This window comes from Rhizobium sp. AP16, from assembly GCF_000281735.1.
GTDB lineage: Bacteria > Pseudomonadota > Alphaproteobacteria > Rhizobiales > Rhizobiaceae > Rhizobium > Rhizobium rhizogenes.
Genome location: NZ_AJVM01000066.1, coordinates 40,443 through 57,769 on the forward strand (window position 1 = coordinate 40,443; position 17,327 = coordinate 57,769).

The window sequence follows — 17,327 nt, forward strand, 5'->3', positions numbered from 1 at the left end:
GTCGCAGCAGGGGATGGTTTGGAATGAAGGGGAATGCAGTCTACAAGGGCGCGTACAACCGTTGCCTGTCCTATCTCGGCGATGTCGAGGTGGATCAGAAGCTGCCGTCGAATTCGGAACTGGCGTCGAAACTGGCGGTCAGCCGCACGACGGTGCGCTCGGTCCTGTCATCCCTGACGGATGCTGGAATTCTTCGCCTCGACGATGCCATCCACTCTTTGCAGCGACGGCCGGAGCCCGGCGACTATTTCCCCGAAACGCAGACCATGTCCGCCGCCGCCGCTGTCGAGCGGCGGTTCATGGAATGGATTCTACAGGGGGATTTTCGCGCCGGACAGCTGCTCAACAGCGCCGAGCTTGCGCGGCAATTCGGCACCTCGACCACCACAATCCGCGAATATCTTACGCATTTTCAGCACTTTGGGCTGATCGAGCGGCGCCCCAACAGCGCCTGGGTGTTTCTTGGCGTCACCCCGAATTTTGCCGAGGAGATATATGAAGTCCGCGAAATGTTCGAGTTGCGCTCGGCCAGGCACCTGCTTAAATTGTCGGATAGCGACCCATGCTGGAGGGAGCTGCGGGCGATAGAGGCGGAGCATCTCGAGCTGCTGGCGGACATTGATCGTCGCTACCGCGAATTCCCGATGCTGGACGAACGCCTGCATCGTTGCGTGCACGATGCCTCGAAAAACAGGTACATCATCGAGTTCTACAATGTCGTTTCGGCCTTCTTCCACTACACCTATCAGTGGAATATCGATGACGAGAAACAGCGCAACATCAGGGCACTCACGCAGCATCTCGATTACATCGCGGCCCTTCGTAGCCGGGATCCGGCGGCGGTGGAAGCAAACTTGCTGGCCCATCTGGGCAGTGCCCGCGCAACGCTGCTGCGCTCCATCCAGATGGGGCCGTTCAAGGTTCAGCCTTAGGGTGTCTGCGCACCCGTTGTGGCGGTATAGATGCTGTAGAGCGACTTAGTAGCGGTGATGAACAGCCGGTTACGGCGTGGTCCGCCGAAGGTGAGGTTGGAGACCGTCTGCGGCACCTTGATCTTCCCGAGCAATGTTCCGTCGGGCGCGAAACAATGCACGCCGTCGCCGGCGCTGGTCCAGACATTGCCGGCGACATCGACGCGGAAACCGTCCGGAAGTCCGGTGTCGATGTCGCAGAATACCCGGCTGTTGGCGAGTGTCCGGCCGCCGATCACGTCGAAGATGCGGATATGGCGTGGCGCGTTGATGTCATGGCTCGATGCTGAATCGGCGATATAGAGCTTGGTTTCGTCCGGCGAGAAGGCCAGGCCATTCGGTTGGCCGAAATCGTCGACCACGATCTCCATCTCGCCGGTTTCGGGATCGAGCCGATAGACGTTGCGCGTCGCCTGCTCGGGCTCTGCCTTGTAGCCTTCATAATCGGACAGGATGCCATAGGTCGGATCGGTGAACCACACGGACCCGTCGGAGCGGACGATCACGTCATTGGGCGAATTCAGCCGTTTGCCCTGAAAGCTGTCGGCGAGAACGGTGATCGATCCATCGATCTCGGTACGAGTGACGCGACGCGCGCCATGCTCGCAGGAAACGAGCCGTCCCTGGCGGTCGCGCGTATTGCCATTGGTGAAGTTCGAGGGCGTGCGAAAGGTCGAGACGCCGCCGTCCGGAACCCAGCGCAGTATGCGCTGGTTCGGGATGTCGCTCCAGATCAGGCATCCGGAATCGGCAAACCACGCCGGGCCTTCCGCCCAGCGGCAACCGGAATAGAGCTCGTCCAGAGCGGCGCTCCCGACGACGAGATAGCGAAACCGGGGATCGTGTATTTCGTAAAGGGGGGGCTCGTTCTTGGTCATTGCGGTGTTTCCTGTGATGCCTGCATGGATGTCGAAAAACGTATCAGCGGCCGCCAAGCGGCCGGCCGCCGGCGACGAGGATGACGGCGATGATGATGAAGCCGGTCAAAATGAGCCGCGAGCCCGCGCCGAAACCATAGGTATTCAGCATCGACACGACGAGGAACATGAAGAGCGATGCGCCCCATATGCCCGGCACGTTCGAATCTCCACCTGCGACCGCCGTCCCGCCGATGATGACAACGGCAATCGACATCAGCAGATATTCCGAGCCCATGTTGAGGGCGGCGCCGCCGGAGAAGCTGGCGAGGAGATAGCCACAGATCGAGGCGAGGATGGCGCAGAGGATATAGGTCGCGAGCCGCGTGCCATCGACGGGAATGCCGGCCATGCGGGCCGCGAATATGCTCTGGCCGATAGCCGAGATCCAGCGGCCATAGATGGTTTTTTCCAGCAGTATCCAGGCAAGAACGGAAAGCAGAAAGGCGACGATGGCAATGTTCGGGATGCCGGCAAGACTCGATACGGTGAAGTCGGCCAGCTGTTCCGGCGGCTTGATGCGCAGGCCGCGGTTGCTCCAGATGGCGGTGGATTGCACGATGAAGCTCATCGACAGCGTCGCGATGATCGGCGGGATGCGCAGAAGCTTGATCAGGGCATAGTTGCCGATGCCGATAGCGAGGCCGATTAGGATGGAAATCAGAAGGCCGGGCACGATCATGCCGTCCTCGACATTCATCAGCTTCAGCGCCACGGTTCCGGCGAGCGTCATCGTTGCGGGAACGGAGAGATCGATGTTGCCCGGCCCAAGCGTGATGACGAACATCTGGCCGATGCCGACGATGACGGAAAACGCCGCGAAGGTGAGCGCTGCCTGCGACAGGCCGAGAGAGCTGGCACCGCCGGTGAACAGGACGGTCAGGCTCCATACAACAAGCGTCGCGGCAAAGGACCAGATCCAGGGTTTCCGATGGAGCGCGCGAAGGGCGTTCATGCGCGGTTCCCCCGCTTTTCAAGACGATTGAGGAAGAGACGCAGGGCAAGAACGACGATGAGAATGGCGCCCTGTGCGCCGATCTGCCAATCCGGCGAAATTCGGAGGAAAGACAGGAATGAGCCGGCCAGCGTCAGCGTCAACGCGCCGATGACGGCGCCGATCGGCGAGATGCGGCCGCCGGTGAATTCGCCGCCGCCGAGGATGACGCCGGCAATCGACAGCAATGTGTAGCGCAGCGCGATGTTGGCGTCCGCCGAAGTGGTGAGGCCGACAAGAGCAATGCCCGAGAGCACGGCAAAGAGACCGGCCAGCCCATAGGCCGCAGCACGAAGAACGAGGATCGACCATCCGGCGCGCTGCACCGAGCGCTGGTTACCGCCGACGCCGCGGATCAGGACGCCGAAAGCGGAGCGCATGACGACGAAATGCGAGACAAGGGCGATGACGACACTGGCAACGATCGCCATGGGAACAAGCGGCGGTTTCGAGGTCATCAGCCAGCGCGCCCAGGCGGGTGCCTCGCCGCCGGGGGCCGGCAAGAGCAGCACGGCGAGACCGCCCCAGACGAAGCTCATGCCGAGCGTTACCACGATCGACGGCAGATCCCTGACATAGATGATCACGCCGATGACGGCATAGGCGGCGATGGCCGCTGCGAGGATCAGGATACCGAGCAACGGGGAAGATTGCAGGTAGGTCGCCGCCACGCAGGCGGCGAAACTGACGAAGGTTCCCATCGACAGATCGAGGTCGTTGACGGACATGATCATCATCTGGGCAATGGTTGCGAGCGCAATCGGTACGGCCAGATTGAACAGGAGATTGAGCCCGATATAGCTCATGGCGCGCGGCTGCAGATAGAAGACCGCGACCAGCAGAACGACGAGCGAGAGCGCCGGGACGAGCAGCCGCACCGTGCTGGGCGAAATGCGGATCATGCGTCTTCTCCAGAGAATGAGGCTGCCAGCACATTTTCCTCCGTAATGGCATCGCCGACCAGTTCCGAAACGATGGCGCCGCTGCGAAACACATAGACGCGGTCGCAAAGCCGGATCTCGTCCATCTCGGTCGAGTACCAGATGAAAGTTCGCCCGCCGGCCGCTTCATGATGCAGGATGTTGTAGACTTCCTGCTTGGTGCCGATATCGACGCCGCGCATCGGATCGTCCATCAGCACCATCGACGACGTCGTCGCCAGCGCGCGGGCAAAGAGAACCTTCTGCTGGTTGCCGCCCGAGAGCGACAGGATGCCGTTTGTCATGTCGGGTGTGCGGATTTCGATCCGGCCCTTCCAGTCGGCGCCAAGCCCGTTTTCGCGGGCTCTGTTGACCAGCAACTTCTCCGACAGATCGGAAAGTGAGGCGATGCTGAGGTTTTTCAGGATGCTCCAGAGGGGGAAGGTACCGTTCAGGCTGCGATCGCCGGCGACGAAGGCGATGCGGCCTTGCCGTCCCGGCAGCCAATCGCTGCTGAGTGCGCGGTAGAGTTCGAGCAGCATGTCGGTCTGGCCATGCCCGCCGAGACCGGCAAGGCCGATCACTTCGCCCTTGTAGGCCGTGAAAGGAAGGCCCTTGCCGCCTCTGGCAGGCAGCGAGAGGATGGGCGATGTGTCGGCGGCTCTATTCTTGTTGCGGTCGAAATCATGGTCCTTGACGACGCTGCCCATCGCCTGGACGAGGCTGTGGGTCGAAAATTCCTTTGCCGGGCGATTGGCAACGACCTTGCCGTCCTTCATGACGACGATGCGGTCGGAGGTCGACAGGATTTCGCCGAGAATATGCGATATCAGCAGCACGGCGCCGCCCGTATCGACATATTTGCGCACATAGGCCATGAGCTGCGCCGCAAGCCCCGCATCGAGCGACGATGTCGGCTCGTCGAGGATGACGAGCTTAGGCTGGTGTCCGACCGCGCAGAAGACGATGGCGATCTCGACCATCTGCCGCTCGGCAATCGAGAGTTCGCCGACGGTTTGCATCACGTCGATGCCGTGACCCGCGAAAATCTCGTCAAGCTTGGCGCTGACGATGCCGGCCGCTTGCCTGCGCCAATTCCATCCGCTGAGGTCGCGATGCACGACCCGCATGTTTTCGACAACGGTCAGGTTCGGCGAAAGGGACAGTTCCTGAAAGACGCAGCGGATGCCGTGGCCGCGCGCCGCGTTGATGCCGCGCGCGGTCTCGTCGCCATTGTAGGCGATAGTTCCCTCGTGAGGGCTGAGGCTTCCGTTGAGGACATTGACAATCGTCGATTTGCCGGCGCCGTTATGGCCGACCAGTCCGATGCATTCGCCGGCATCGATGACCAGATCGGCGCCATCCAGCGCCTTGACGGCGCCGAATTGCACCTTGACGCCGCGCGCGGAGACGACCGGTATTGTCTCAGCATCCTCGTTCATGGGCCTGTTGTCTTTAGCTGCAGTCATGGATCGATCCGGCAAGAATTCCTCAGCGACCGGCGCCACTCGAGAATGGCACCGGTCTTGAATGGCGGCACGTCTTGGCTCACTTGGCCGTGGCGATGACCTTCTGGGCGTCTTCCAACGAATATTCGACGTTGGCCACGCCACCCTGCTGGGTATTGGCGAGATTGGTTTCGAGATTGTCCTGATCGATGCGCAGGAACGGGACGACCAGATCCTTCTTCACCTGCTTGCCGTCGAGAATCTGCTGGGCGACCCAGAAGGCAAGCGTCGATACGCCGGGAGCGATGGAAACCGACATGGTCTCATAGCCGCTCGCGTCCTTTTCCTTCTTCCACCAGGCCAGTTCGTCCTGACGGTTGCCCATGACGATCGTCGGCATCGGGCGCTTGGCCGCGGCAAACGCCTGAGCGGCGCCATAGCCGTCGCCGCCCTGCGTCGCGACTGCCGCGATCTCGGGCAGGCTGGGGAGCACGCCCGCAACGGCGCGCTGGGCGACGTCCTGCGCCCAGTCGCCATGCACGGAGCCGACGATCTTGAACTGCGGGTATTTGGCAACCGCATCGTGAATACCGGCCGAAATCTCGTCATCGACGGAGACGCCGGCAAGGCCGCGGATTTCCAGGATATTGCCGCCCTTGGGCAGCTTCTTGGCCAGATACTCGATCTCGCTTGCACCCATGCCCTTGAAGTCGACGGCGATGCGCCAGGCGCAGGGTTCGGTGACGATGCCGTCGAAGGAGACGACGGTGATGCCGGCATCGCAGGCTTCCTTGACGGCGCCGTTGAGAGCCGTTGGCGATGCCGCGTCGATGACGATGGCGTCATAGCCCTGCAGGATCATGTTCTGGATTTGCGCCGCCTGTTCGGTCGCCTGGTTTTCCGCCGTCGTGAACGGATCGGCTGCGGCAACCACGCCGGCTTTCACGGCTTCACCCGTCACCTTCTGCCAGCTTGTCAGCATGGCCTGACGCCATGAATTGCCGGCGTAATTGTTGGACAGGGCAATTTTCTTGGATGATGTGTCTGCAAGTGCGGCAAACGGCGTCGCGACGGCTGCGATCACGACGGATGCCAGAAGTGTCTTGGCGATGTTCATGTTTTTCCTCCCAAAAAGACCTAAATCTCACTCCCAGGCCATGATTTTCGAACGCGCTCCTCAACGATGTTCGAAAATAGTATTTGCGCTGAAGGTTCCCCTGTCAGTAAGAATAGGATGTCCGAGATTCTTTCGGTTGTACAGGCGCTTAACGGGACGGATGTTGCGGGATTCCGCATAAAAATTGCGCCTTTCCGCAAGACGAACGATCCTGATCAGCGCTTAATGACCTTCGGATTTCGCGTTCCGCAACTGGCCTGGGGAGAGGTCGGCGCGTTGCCTGGGAGGGCCGCCTTGCACACGTTAGAGCCTCGGTCGGTGTTCGACCATTATCTCAGCATTTCCAGGCTCTTGGCCGGGCAGCTCGATTTTCATTCGGTCATCCGCTCCGTCGCCGCCGAGATCAGCCATGTCATCCCCTACGACCATTTCGATGTCTGCATCATCATGGTGGATGAGAAATATCACATCGCCTATGAGAGCGGCCTTGAGACCGATTGGGGCAAGCGCCACCCGGCTCCTGTCAGCGACAGCCCCATCCGCACGCTGCTCTGGGGCGAGGTCGACCATCTGTTGACCGACGATGCCTGCACCGATCCGCGGTTTCACTTCGAAGGCGCCTTCTCGCATCCGATCATCAGCCAAGAGCTGAGAAGCCGACTGCATGTGCCGTTGAAGGTTCAGGGGAACGTGATCGGAGCCCTAAGCTGCTCCAGTCATCAGACCGGCCTCTATGGACTACAGGATGTGGAGAATGCGCGCGCGATCGCCGATTTGCTGGCGCCGCATTTCTTTGCCATCCGCACCGCCGAGCAGGCAAAGCGATCGGCAATCGTCGAGGCGGAGGCGCGGGCGCGGGAAGAGGGCTTGCGTCTGGGTGCGCTGAAGCTGACCGAAGCCTTGGAGGCCGAACGCCAGCGCATCGGCATGGATCTGCACGATCAGACATTGGCCGACCTCACGCGTCTGTCGCGGCGGATGGAGCGGCTGGCGCATACGCCCGATGTCACCGGCGAAGCGCTTGAGCCTTTGTTTCGCGGATTGCAGCAATGCATGCACGACCTGCGCCAGATCATCGAGGAGGCCAAGCCTTCGGTTCTCCAGCTTTTCGGCTTTGCCCAGGCGGTCGAAAATCATCTGGAACGATCGATCCAGGAAAGCGGTGCGGGTGTGGAGTGGAAATTGACCGACGAGACCAATGGCGCCATCGATTGTCTGGAGCAATCCGTCAGCATCGCCCTGTTCCGCATTGCGCAGGAGGCGATCAATAATGCCGTACGCCATGCACAGGCGAGCCGCATTCTGGTTCGCTTGGGAGCCGCCGGCGGTGCCCTGACCATAGAGATCGACGATGACGGCGTCGGGCTGACCCATTCCCGCAAACCATCGGGAGGCGGCATCGAGAATATGAAAACCCGGGCGCGGCTGATTTCGGCGCGGTTCGCCGCGAGACCTGCAGGTCCCAAGGGCGGAACCTGCGTGAGTGTCACGTTGGCCGGCCGGCCGCTGGCGGCGGGAGGTGCGGCATGAAGGTGCTGATCATCGAGGACGATCCGCTTCACCGGTCCTATCTCAACGAAGCCGTTCGCGCCGCCCTTCCGGAATGCGAAACCGTACTGGAAGCGGAAAACGGCAATGCCGGCGAACGGCTGGCGCGCGATTTCAGATCGGCGCATGTCGTCATGGATTTGCAGATGAGCCCGCGCAACGGCATCGAGGCCGCGCGGACCATTTGGAAAGAGCGGCCCGAGACACGCATCCTGTTCTGGTCGAACTATTCCGACGAAGCCTATGTTCGCGGCGTATCGCGGATCGTGCCGCAGGGGGCGGTCTATGGCTATGTGCTGAAGTCGGCCTCGGATGATCGTCTGCGGCTGGCGTTGCGCAGCATCTTCATCGAGAGCCAATGCGTCATCGACCGCGAAGTGCGCGGCATGCAGCAGAAGAGCCTTGGAAACGCCAATGGCTTCACCGACGCCGAATATGAGATCCTGATTGATATCGCGCTTGGCATGACCGATCGGGCCATTGCGCAGCGGCGCAATCTGTCGGTGCGCAGTGTGCAGAACCGGCTGCAACAGCTCTATGAGAAGCTCGATGTCTACCAGTCCATCGGTGGCGAAGCTGATGGCGGGCGGTTCAATCTGCGTGCACGGGCCGTGGCCGTGGCATTCCTGCGCAAATTGTTGAACCATAGCGCTCTTGAGCGCGCCGAGGCCGATCTAGCCCATTGGCTTGGCCGGCAAAGAGCCTCGATGCACCCGGACGGTGGCCGCTTTCCCCGGAATGGATGAGGATGCGCGGTTACGGAAACGCCATGGCAGGTCAGACGAGACATGCCATGGCGATTGCTGATCCGGCGAAGGTCAGAGTTCTCCCTGACGGCTGCGGGCCATGACGACCGGAAGCAACAGATCGCCCCAGTTGCCGTCGCCGCCGTGATGGCGGGCCGAGCGGACCAGTTCGACCGAGACGCCGGCCTCGACGGCCTTCATGACCGAATGGTTCAGACGGTGCAGATCGTTTGCAAGCATGCGGATCGTGTTTTGCTGATCCGGCGACAGGCTGGACGATTGTTCTTCTGCGCGTTCGCGGACGCGTGCGATGGAAGCCATGTTTTTTCCTCCTTAAGCTCTGGGTTATTCGGCGGCTGGCCGGAACTGTTCGTGCTCGGTCGATGCTTTCATGGCGGTGGTCGACGAAAGACCGCCGCTGATGGCGAGCGACACGGCATCGAAATAGCCGGTGCCGACTTCGCGCTGGTGCTTGGTGGCGGTGTAGCCATTCTTTTCGGCGGCGAACTCCGCTTCTTGCAGCTCGGAATAGGCCGCCATCTGCCGCTCCTTGTAGCCACGCGCCAGTTCGAACATGCCGAAATTGAGCTGGTGGAAGCCGGCAAGCGTGATGAACTGGAACTTATAGCCCATGGCACCAAGCTCGCGCTGAAACTTGGCGATCGTCGCCTCGTCCAGGTTTTTCCGCCAGTTGAAGGACGGTGAGCAATTATAGGCAAGAAGCTTATCCGGATGATGCCTGTGCACGCATTCGGCAAAGCGCCGGGCCTGCTCCAGATCGGGCTTCGATGTCTCGCACCAGATGAGATCGCAATGAGGTGCATAGGCGACCGCGCGGGCGATGCAGGGCTCGATGCCGTTGCGCACCTGATAGAAGCCTTCGATCGTGCGTCCCGCATCATAATCGACGAAGGGCTGGTCGCGTTCGTCGATATCAGAGGTCAGCAACTTTGCGGCTTCGGCGTCGGTGCGGGCAATGACCAGCGTCGGCACGCCCATAACGTCGGCCGCCAGCCGGGCAGCATCGAGGTTGCGGATATGCGCCGCGGTCGGGATCAGCACCTTGCCGCCGAGATGGCCGCATTTCTTTTCTGAGGCGAGCTGATCCTCGAAATGAACACCTGCGACGCCAGCTTCGATATAGGCCTTCATGATCTCGAAGGCGTTGAGCGGACCGCCGAAACCGGCCTCGGCATCAGCAACGATCGGGGCAAACCAGCTGTCGACGGAAAGCCCCTTGTCTTCCGAGGTCTCGATCTGGTCGGCGCGCTGCAGCGTGCGGTTGATGCGCTTGGCAAGCTCCGGCCCGGCGTTGGCCGGATAGAGCGATTGATCCGGATACATGGCGGAAGCCGTGTTGGCGTCGGCCGCGACCTGCCAGCCGGAGAGATAGATCGCCTTCAGGCCGGCGCGGACCATCTGCATGGCCTGGTTACCGGAGAGCGCGCCGAGCGCATTGACGAAATCCTCGCTATGCAGAAGCTGCCAGAGCCGGTTCGCGCCCATCTCGGCCAGCGAATAGCGAAGCTCCACCGAGCCGCGCAGCCGCTTCACATCCTCAGTGGAATAGGGGCGCTCGATACCGTCGAAACGACCGGTCGGGATATTGCGGATCAACTTGTCAAATTCTGTCACGATTTCCTCCATACAGAATGCTTGTCGCTGAGGTGACGCATTGACAAGATCAACAAAGTGACGGCGAAATGCCAGTCAAACCTTTCAAATGACGCCTAGAAAAGGGTCATGTTGCAAATCCTTGACGAAGACGTGTGGTCAATTTGTCAATTTTTGTAAATATGACTGAAGTGGAGGAGGCCGGATGGTGGAGAGAAAGATTTTCGCAGGCCCGAAGGTTCGGCGCGTGCGCAACGGGCTCGGCATGACGCAGATCGCCATGGCGGATGCGCTGGAGATTTCTCCATCCTATCTCAACCTGATCGAGCGCAATCAGCGCCCGCTGACCGTGCAGCTGCTGCTGAAGCTCAGCTCTGCCTTCAAGATCGATCTCGATGATCTCAGGAGCGAGGCTGGCAATGGTCTCAGCCAGTTGAAGGAGGTCTTTGCCGATCCTCTCCTCGCCGGCGAGCTGCCGGGCGATCAAGAGCTGGTCGAGCTGGCCGACATTGCGCCCAATGCGGCAAGCGGCATGGTCAAGCTCTATCGCGCCTATCGCGAGCAGGCGGCGCGCCTGTCCGACCTTATGACCTTGACGACGGAGAGTGGAGCAATGCCGCCGATCGGTGGGGCTCGCTTGCCGGCGGACGAAGTCCGAGATGTTTTCGAGAGCCATTCGGCTTATTTTCCGCGTCTGGAAGCGGCGGCGGAGAGTTTTGCCGCCAGCCTCTCGCCTGAGCATGATTTGGTCTTCGCCTTGAAGGAGTGGCTACGCGTCGAGCGCGGGATCAGCGTCCGCGTTCTGCCTGTCCACGTCATGCCCGATCTTCGTCGGCGCTTCGACAGGCACTCGATGCGCCTTTTCATATCGGAACGGCTGTCGCCCGCCGACCAGGCGCATGAAATCGCCATCGAGGTTGCAACGCTCGCCCTGCAGGATGCGATCAGTGAAGAGTTGCAGGCTCTCTCCCTGTCGACGCCGGAGGCAAAGCGCATCGCCCGCTTCGAGCTTGGCCGTCTGGCTGCGTTGGCGCTTGCCATACCCTATGCGCCTTTTCTCAAAGTGGCTCAAACTGCGAAATACGACATCGACATTCTGTGCGCACGCTTTTCGGTTTCCTTTGTGCAGGCGGCGACCCGCCTGACGATGTTGCAGCGGCCGGGCGCCTCCGGCGTGCCCTTCTTTCTGATGGAGATCGATTCAGCAGGTCATCGCCTGCGAAAGATCGGCGCGCATGGTTTTCCAAGATCGGGATTCGGCGGCGGCTGTCCGAAGCTGAACATCCATGCCGCATTCCTGCAGCCGGGCCAGATCTTGTCCGAGACCGTCGAGATGCCGGATGGCTCGACATACCTGACCGTCGCCCGCACGCAGGAGGGGCCAAGGGCATCGTTCGGCGAGCGGGTGAGACGAACCGCGTTGCTGCTCGGTTGCGACGTCATGGCTGGTGGAAGCCTCGTCTACGGCCAGACGGGGGTGCCGGGTCAGCAACCGATCCCGGTCGGGCCGGCCTGCCGGTTGTGCGAGCGCAAGGGCTGTCTTTCCCGCGCCGAACCGCCGGTCACGCGGCCGCTCGGATTGGACGAGATGACGACGGGTCTGAGCATCTTCGATTTCTAGCCGGACAGCATCCATCGCGTGGGAACAATCGGCGGCGGAATCCGTTTCCGCTGATCGACGCGGTCAGCGGGACCTGGGGCATGATCGCGTTCACGGACAAGACCGGCGAGGGGAATAGACCATGAACGAGATTTTACTTCCGCCAGCCGTTCGTGCCTTCAAGCCTGTCATCGGCTTTTCCTGCAGATGGACAATCAAATGCGCTCCATGACCGCCTATTTGCTGCAGCTCCTTGTGTGGCTGGTCTTCATGGCAATCGTGATCCTGTGGCCCGCCGGTACTTTGGCCTTTCCCGGCGGCTGGGCTTTCATCGTTCTGTTTGCGTTTGGCAGTCTGGCGATGATCTTTTGGCTGGCAAGACACAGTCCAAGCCTGCTGCGTGAGCGAATGGGCTCGCCGCTGCAGCCCGATCAGAAGCCATGGGACCGCGTCTGGCTGATGCTCTTTATCCCGGCCTTCTGCATCTGGATGGGGTTCATGGGCTGGGATGCTGCCCGCACCGGCTTCATGGCTATCCCGCCCTGGCTTCAGACACTCGGCGGTGTGAGCATGGTGATCTACATGCTGGGTGCCTGGTGGACGTTTCGCGAAAATGCCTTTGCCGCACCGTCGGTGAAAATCCAGCCGGGCCAGAAGGTGATCGATACGGGTCCCTATGAGACAGTGCGCCATCCGATGTATGCAAGCGCGCTGCTTCTCTTCCTTGGCACCCCCTTGTTGCTGGGCTCGTGGTGGGGCCTTCTGCTTTCCCCGCTGTTCATTCTCGCAATTGCCTGGCGTGCCGTTCATGAGGAGCGTACTCTTGGTCGGGAACTGAGCGGCTATGAGGAGTATGCCGGGCGCGTGCGCTATCGGCTGGTTCCATTCATCTGGTAGATGGTAGACGATGGATTCCTGAAGATCTCGTCGAAGATTAATTTGCATCCGACATGGGCACGAAATCCGTCGCCAAGGCCGCATGCGGTTCGGACGTGGCCTTGAGATCATCTCCCGGAAAGCGCAACCCAAAGGGCTTTGGAGAGAGGTTTGCATCCCTCGCGCGAAAAATAGTGACGCCACCCGTTTTGCTATTCTCAATGGACAGCACGCCATCGATCGCAGGGTGTATATGTATGATCAATGCAATTTATGTTGCAGGCATAATGATTTAAAGTATATTCTCAAAAACTAATGCAATGATATCCTGGGTTTAATCATTGGGGGTAGTTATGAGTCAGCCTTCGAAATGGTGGTGGGGACTAATCCCCCTGGCGATTCTTTGGATCCTTGCCACGATCTTTACCGGGCAATCCATAAACAGTGATCTTGGCAGTCGGTCGACCTCGGCTTTGGGTACCTCTGTCCAGAATCCTGCCTTCAGCGTGTCGGGACGCGATGTCTCGGTTTCCGGTACCGTGTTCTCCCCGGCCGAAGCCTCGCAAATCGCCGGCACGGCGGATCAGGTCTGGGGCGTTCGCAAGGTTCTGATCGATGCCAAGGAGCCTGATGTCGCCAAGCCTTTCAACTGGGGCATAACCCATGAAGGCTCAGGCGTCGTCCTGACTGGCAACGTGCCGAACCCGACGACGCGCGACAAGATCGTTTCTGCCGCGAAGACCGCCTTCTCAGGTGCCGAGGTCAAGGACGAGATGCAATATGCCAGCGGAGCACCCGACGCTTACGATGGCGGTGTGCAGTTCGGGCTCGCTCAACTGGCCCGCCTCGCGAAAGGCAGCGTCTCCCTGTCCGATACGGGGCTGGCAATTTCAGGCACGGCCGCTACGAGCGACGCATACGATGCGATCACCGCGGCACTGAAGACATTGCCGCAAGGCCTGACGCTCGCAAAATCCGACATCACGGCACCGGCTCCCGTCGCAGCAGCGCCAACGCCGGCGGCAACCTCGACCACAACGGCTGCGGCAACGGCCGTAACGACGGCAGCAAGCACCGTCGCACCTGCACTCGCGCCATCCTCATTCAGTTTCGATGCCTTGAGGGAGGCGGGAAAACTGACGCTTTCGGGCAATTATCCCGACGATGACGCACACGGCAAGATCATCGATGCGGCCAAAAACCTGTTCTCCAGCGATGAGATCAGCGATGAGCTGAAAGCCGCACCCGGCGCGCCGAATGGGTTTGCGACCGCGGCACTCGGCGGGCTCAACGCCCTGTCGCGTCTTGCCAAGGGCTCATTCTCGCTCTCTGGCACCGACGCGAAGCTCTCCGGCGAGGCGCTCTATAACGGCGCGGTGAAGAGCATTCAGGACAGCTTCGCGGCGGCGATACCCGAGGGCTTCAAGGCGACGCCCGCCGAGATTGCCGTCAGCGCGCCTGCTGCGGCTGTCGACGCTCCGAATTGCCAATCGCTGCTCAACACGATCCTCACCAAATCGAAGATCAACTTCGACACCGGCAAGGCGCGAATCTCGCCGGCATCGTCCGGTGTGCTCGACACGATCGTCGCGACGATCGGCCGGTGCCCCGGTAATGCCGTGGAGGTTTCGGGTCACACGGATTCGAGCGGAGACGAGGCGGCAAACGTCGCCCTGTCCGAACAGCGCGCCAAAGCGGTCGTCACCTATCTGACGGACGCAGGCGTGCCGGCAAGCCGGTTGACCGCAGTCGGCCTCGGCTCGTCGCGTCCGGTTGCATCGAACGATACCGATGAGGGCAAGGCGCTCAATCGCCGTATCGAATTCTCTGTCAAATAGGGGAGGCAGCAATGACCTATCTGTTTTCGACTTATTGGCCTTGGATGCTGCTAGCGCTGGTGCTCGGGGGCATTGTCGGTTTTGCGACTTTCCTGCGGTCCGGCAAAGGCTGGTGGCCGGACGCCTGGCCGGGCTGGTTCAAGCTGCTGAGCCTGCTGTTCCTCGTGGGACTAGTCGTGGCCATCTTCAAATGGCTTCCCGGGCTGCTGGGGCATTACCTGGAAACCGCGCTGCTTTTCGTCGGCAGCTATATTGTCGGCTGCTTCCTCGGTAGCTGGCTGGCAAGCTTCCGTTCGCGGGAGGAGATTGAGACGAAAGAGCCTGTTGCGGTTACCGAGCCTGCGCCGGTGCGAGTCACGCCTCCAGCTCCCACACCGCCTCCGGTCGTTACTCCCATTCCGACGCCCGCCCCGGTGAAAGCAACCACCTCGGCACCGGTATCCGCCGCTCCCGCAGGCGACCATATCCATCCTGGCCAACGCCCGCCAGCCGTCGTGAAAGGGGTTGCCGCTCTGGACGATCTGAAGCTCATCGACGGTGTCGGCCCGGTCAACGAGGGAAAGCTCAACGAGCTGGGTATCTGGACCTTCAAGCAGATCGCGGCCTGGACGCCGGCAAATGCCGAATGGGTCGGCAGCTATATGGCTTTCCCAGGGCGCATCGAGCGTGAGGACTGGATTGGGCAGGCGGCACAATTGGCGAAAGGGCTCGGAACCGACGTCTCGCGCCAGGCCGATCTGGGCGATGCGTCCGCGGCGTCGGGCTTTGTTTCATCGGCGCCCGCCGCCGATGGCGACCATCCCGGTCAACGCCCGCCGGCGGCCGCAAAAGGGGCTGCCACTCCGGACAATCTGAAGCGCATCTCCGGCATCGGTCATGTCAACGAGGAAAAGCTGAACGAACTGGGCATCTGGACCTTTGCGCAGATCGCGGCCTGGACAGAGGCAAATGCCGAATGGGTCGGCAGCTATATGGCCTTTCCAGGACGCATCGAGCGCGAGGACTGGATCGGGCAGGCCGCCAAGCTGGCAAAGGGGATCGAAACCGAATTCTCGCGCCGGGTCGACCACGGCGACGTGCCCACCTCGTCGTAATGGACTTTCGACGAGCATGCAGATGGCCGCTCAGACCATGAAGAGCGGCATGATCCTCCCCCACCGAATGGGTAATGCTCCGCCGCTGATCGGGCGGCGGAGCGAAGACGTATAGTGTCAGACCTCAGTTCTTGACGGTATCTTCCAGGAAGAAGCGGCCGAGCGGGTTCTGGTAGAAGTTTTCAATGTTCTTGCGCGAGACGTTGATATAGGGGCTGTAATAGAGGTCGATCCAGTTGACGTCGTCCTTCGCCATCTTTTGCAGATCGATATACATCTGCTCGCGCTTCTTCGGATCGAGCTCCAGGCGGGCCTTGGCGACCAACTCCTTCACCGCTTCGTTCTTGTAATTTGTCGAGTAGTTGTTGTTGGAATCGTGGCCGAGCACGAAGGTCGTCTTCTGGTCCGGGTCAAGAATGTCGTTGGTCCAGTAGTTGACCGAGATGTCGTAATCGCCGGCGACCGTCATATCCCATTCCTGGCTTGGATCGACCTTCTGCAGGTTGGCGGTGATGCCGGCTTTCTGCAATTGCTGCTGCACCAGCACGGCCGTCTGCTCGTCGACTTCGTCGCCGGCGCGCAGAAGATAGGTCAGCGTCAGGTTGGAAACGCCGGCGTCCGCCAGCATCTTCTTGGCCTTTTCCGGATCGTAGGGGCGCTGCAGGTTGTCGGCATAGTGATAAAGCGCGCCCTTCGGAATGTAGGAATTGGCGACCGTGCCTTGGCCGAAGGTAACGGCATCGACGATCGCCTTCTTGTCGATGGCCAGATCAAGGGCCTGGCGGACTTCCTTCTTGCCGAGTTCGCCATGCGCGTGGTTGATCAGGAGATGGTCTTCGCGCGTCGAGGCATCGATGTCGACATTGAGGTTCGGGTCCTTCTTCAGCTCCGCCACGCGGGAAAAGGGAACGAAGATCGCCGTATCGAGCTGGCCTGCCTGGACGTTCAGCATGCGGGTGTTGTCATCCGGCACGGAAATCCATTCGACGCCGTCGAGCTTCACCCGGTCAGCCTGCCAGAAGTAAGGGTTCTTCTTGAGGATGATGCGGTCACCGCGCCGCCATTCCTCGACGGAGAAAGCACCGGATCCGATCGGCTTTTCGGCGTAAGCGTCGGGGCCGAACGTCTCCATGCCCTTCTTGGAAATGACGGAGGCGTTCGGCAGCGCCAGCGTCGACAGGAAGGGTGCGGAGGGATGCTTGAGCTTGATCGTCAGCGTGTGCGGGTCGGTCGCGACCGCCGTGTCGATCACCTTGTAGGAATCGCTCCAGAGCGAGGCCGCGTCGTCACGGATGCGCAGCAGGCTGAAGGCGGCATCCTCGGCCGTCAGCGGCGAGCCGTCGGAGAATTTCGCGTCGCGGATCTTGAAGACATAGGTGAGGCCGTCCTCGGATGTGGTCCAGCTTTCGGCAAGGCCGGGCTCGAGCTTGGTGCCGGTCTTATCGACGCGGATCAGCACGTCATAGACGTTCGAGAACACCCAGTTGTCGATGTTCTGCGCCGTCTTGATCGGATCGAACGTGGTCGAATCCTCACGGCGGCCAATGGTCAGCACGCCGGCTGCCTCGGCATAGGTTGCGGTGAGCGTAAGGCCGGCGACGATAGCCGCAAGCCCGATTGATTTCCATCTGCTGGTCATAAGAT

15 protein-coding genes are annotated in these 17,327 nt (G+C 60.8%); 7 read left to right on the forward strand and 8 right to left on the reverse strand.

The window, feature by feature from the left end:
• Positions 1 to 23: 23 nt before the first annotated feature.
• Positions 24 to 932 (forward strand): GntR family transcriptional regulator, encoded by a 909-nt coding sequence (locus tag PMI03_RS20825; RefSeq protein ID WP_007697433.1) that lies wholly within the window; start codon positions 24 to 26, stop codon positions 930 to 932.
• Here the strand turns inward: PMI03_RS20825 and PMI03_RS20830 are convergent.
• The 5 genes from PMI03_RS20830 to PMI03_RS20850 all read right to left on the reverse strand — a co-directional run bounded on the left by PMI03_RS20830 (position 929) and on the right by PMI03_RS20850 (position 6,367).
• On the reverse strand, positions 929 to 1,849 hold the full coding sequence (locus PMI03_RS20830; RefSeq protein WP_007697436.1) for an SMP-30/gluconolactonase/LRE family protein: 921 nt from the start codon (positions 1,847 to 1,849) through the stop codon (positions 929 to 931). The two genes, PMI03_RS20825 and PMI03_RS20830, sit on opposite strands and share 4 nt — an antisense overlap.
• A 43-nt stretch (positions 1,850 to 1,892) precedes the next feature.
• Positions 1,893 to 2,843 (reverse strand): ABC transporter permease, encoded by a 951-nt coding sequence (locus PMI03_RS20835; protein WP_007697439.1) that lies wholly within the window; start codon positions 2,841 to 2,843, stop codon positions 1,893 to 1,895.
• On the reverse strand, positions 2,840 to 3,784 hold the full coding sequence (locus PMI03_RS20840) for an ABC transporter permease (RefSeq protein WP_007697442.1): 945 nt from the start codon (positions 3,782 to 3,784) through the stop codon (positions 2,840 to 2,842). Before PMI03_RS20840 ends, PMI03_RS20835 begins: the two co-directional genes overlap by 4 nt.
• Positions 3,781 to 5,244 (reverse strand): sugar ABC transporter ATP-binding protein, encoded by a 1,464-nt coding sequence (locus PMI03_RS20845; RefSeq protein WP_039974445.1) that lies wholly within the window; start codon positions 5,242 to 5,244, stop codon positions 3,781 to 3,783. The genes PMI03_RS20840 and PMI03_RS20845 overlap by 4 nt, the downstream gene beginning before the upstream one ends.
• Before the next feature lie 106 nt (positions 5,245 to 5,350).
• Positions 5,351 to 6,367 (reverse strand): ABC transporter substrate-binding protein, encoded by a 1,017-nt coding sequence (locus PMI03_RS20850; protein ID WP_007697448.1) that lies wholly within the window; start codon positions 6,365 to 6,367, stop codon positions 5,351 to 5,353.
• A 294-nt stretch (positions 6,368 to 6,661) separates the two neighbouring features.
• Between PMI03_RS20850 and PMI03_RS20855 the strand changes: the two genes are divergently transcribed.
• Both PMI03_RS20855 and PMI03_RS20860 read left to right on the forward strand, forming a co-directional pair.
• A complete protein-coding gene (locus tag PMI03_RS20855) occupies positions 6,662 to 7,897 on the forward strand; it encodes a sensor histidine kinase (RefSeq protein ID WP_039974453.1) in 1,236 nt (411 codons plus the stop codon).
• Positions 7,894 to 8,661: a response regulator transcription factor gene (locus PMI03_RS20860; RefSeq protein WP_007697453.1), complete on the forward strand. Its 768-nt coding sequence runs from the start codon at positions 7,894 to 7,896 to the stop codon at positions 8,659 to 8,661. Before PMI03_RS20855 ends, PMI03_RS20860 begins: the two co-directional genes overlap by 4 nt.
• 72 nt (positions 8,662 to 8,733) lie before the next feature.
• Here PMI03_RS20860 and PMI03_RS20865 read toward each other — a convergent pair whose 3' ends face one another.
• Both PMI03_RS20865 and aceA read right to left on the reverse strand, forming a co-directional pair.
• Positions 8,734 to 8,982: a hypothetical protein gene (locus PMI03_RS20865; protein ID WP_007697455.1), complete on the reverse strand. Its 249-nt coding sequence runs from the start codon at positions 8,980 to 8,982 to the stop codon at positions 8,734 to 8,736.
• 24 nt (positions 8,983 to 9,006) lie between these two features.
• A complete protein-coding gene (gene aceA, locus PMI03_RS20870; RefSeq protein WP_409033803.1) occupies positions 9,007 to 10,308 on the reverse strand; it encodes an isocitrate lyase in 1,302 nt (433 codons plus the stop codon).
• Positions 10,309 to 10,480: 172 nt separating this feature from the next.
• Here aceA and PMI03_RS20875 point away from each other — a divergent pair, with 172 nt between their 5' ends.
• The 4 genes from PMI03_RS20875 to PMI03_RS20890 all read left to right on the forward strand — a co-directional run bounded on the left by PMI03_RS20875 (position 10,481) and on the right by PMI03_RS20890 (position 15,683).
• The gene (locus tag PMI03_RS20875) at positions 10,481 to 11,896 is read left to right on the forward strand and encodes a short-chain fatty acyl-CoA regulator family protein (protein WP_007697459.1); all 1,416 of its coding nucleotides are present in this window, start codon (positions 10,481 to 10,483) and stop codon (positions 11,894 to 11,896) included.
• Positions 11,897 to 12,094: 198 nt separating this feature from the next.
• Positions 12,095 to 12,772: an isoprenylcysteine carboxylmethyltransferase family protein gene (locus PMI03_RS20880; RefSeq protein ID WP_007697462.1), complete on the forward strand. Its 678-nt coding sequence runs from the start codon at positions 12,095 to 12,097 to the stop codon at positions 12,770 to 12,772.
• A 485-nt stretch (positions 12,773 to 13,257) separates the two neighbouring features.
• The gene (locus PMI03_RS20885; RefSeq protein ID WP_309574442.1) at positions 13,258 to 14,589 is read left to right on the forward strand and encodes an OmpA family protein; all 1,332 of its coding nucleotides are present in this window, start codon (positions 13,258 to 13,260) and stop codon (positions 14,587 to 14,589) included.
• 11 nt (positions 14,590 to 14,600) lie between these two features.
• A complete protein-coding gene (locus PMI03_RS20890) occupies positions 14,601 to 15,683 on the forward strand; it encodes a hypothetical protein (protein ID WP_007697468.1) in 1,083 nt (360 codons plus the stop codon).
• Between the two features lie 124 nt (positions 15,684 to 15,807).
• Here the strand turns inward: PMI03_RS20890 and PMI03_RS20895 are convergent, their stop codons facing one another.
• Positions 15,808 to 17,322, reverse strand: a complete 1,515-nt coding sequence (locus PMI03_RS20895) for an ABC transporter substrate-binding protein (RefSeq protein ID WP_007697471.1) — start codon at positions 17,320 to 17,322, stop codon at positions 15,808 to 15,810.
• Positions 17,323 to 17,327 lie beyond the last annotated feature (5 nt).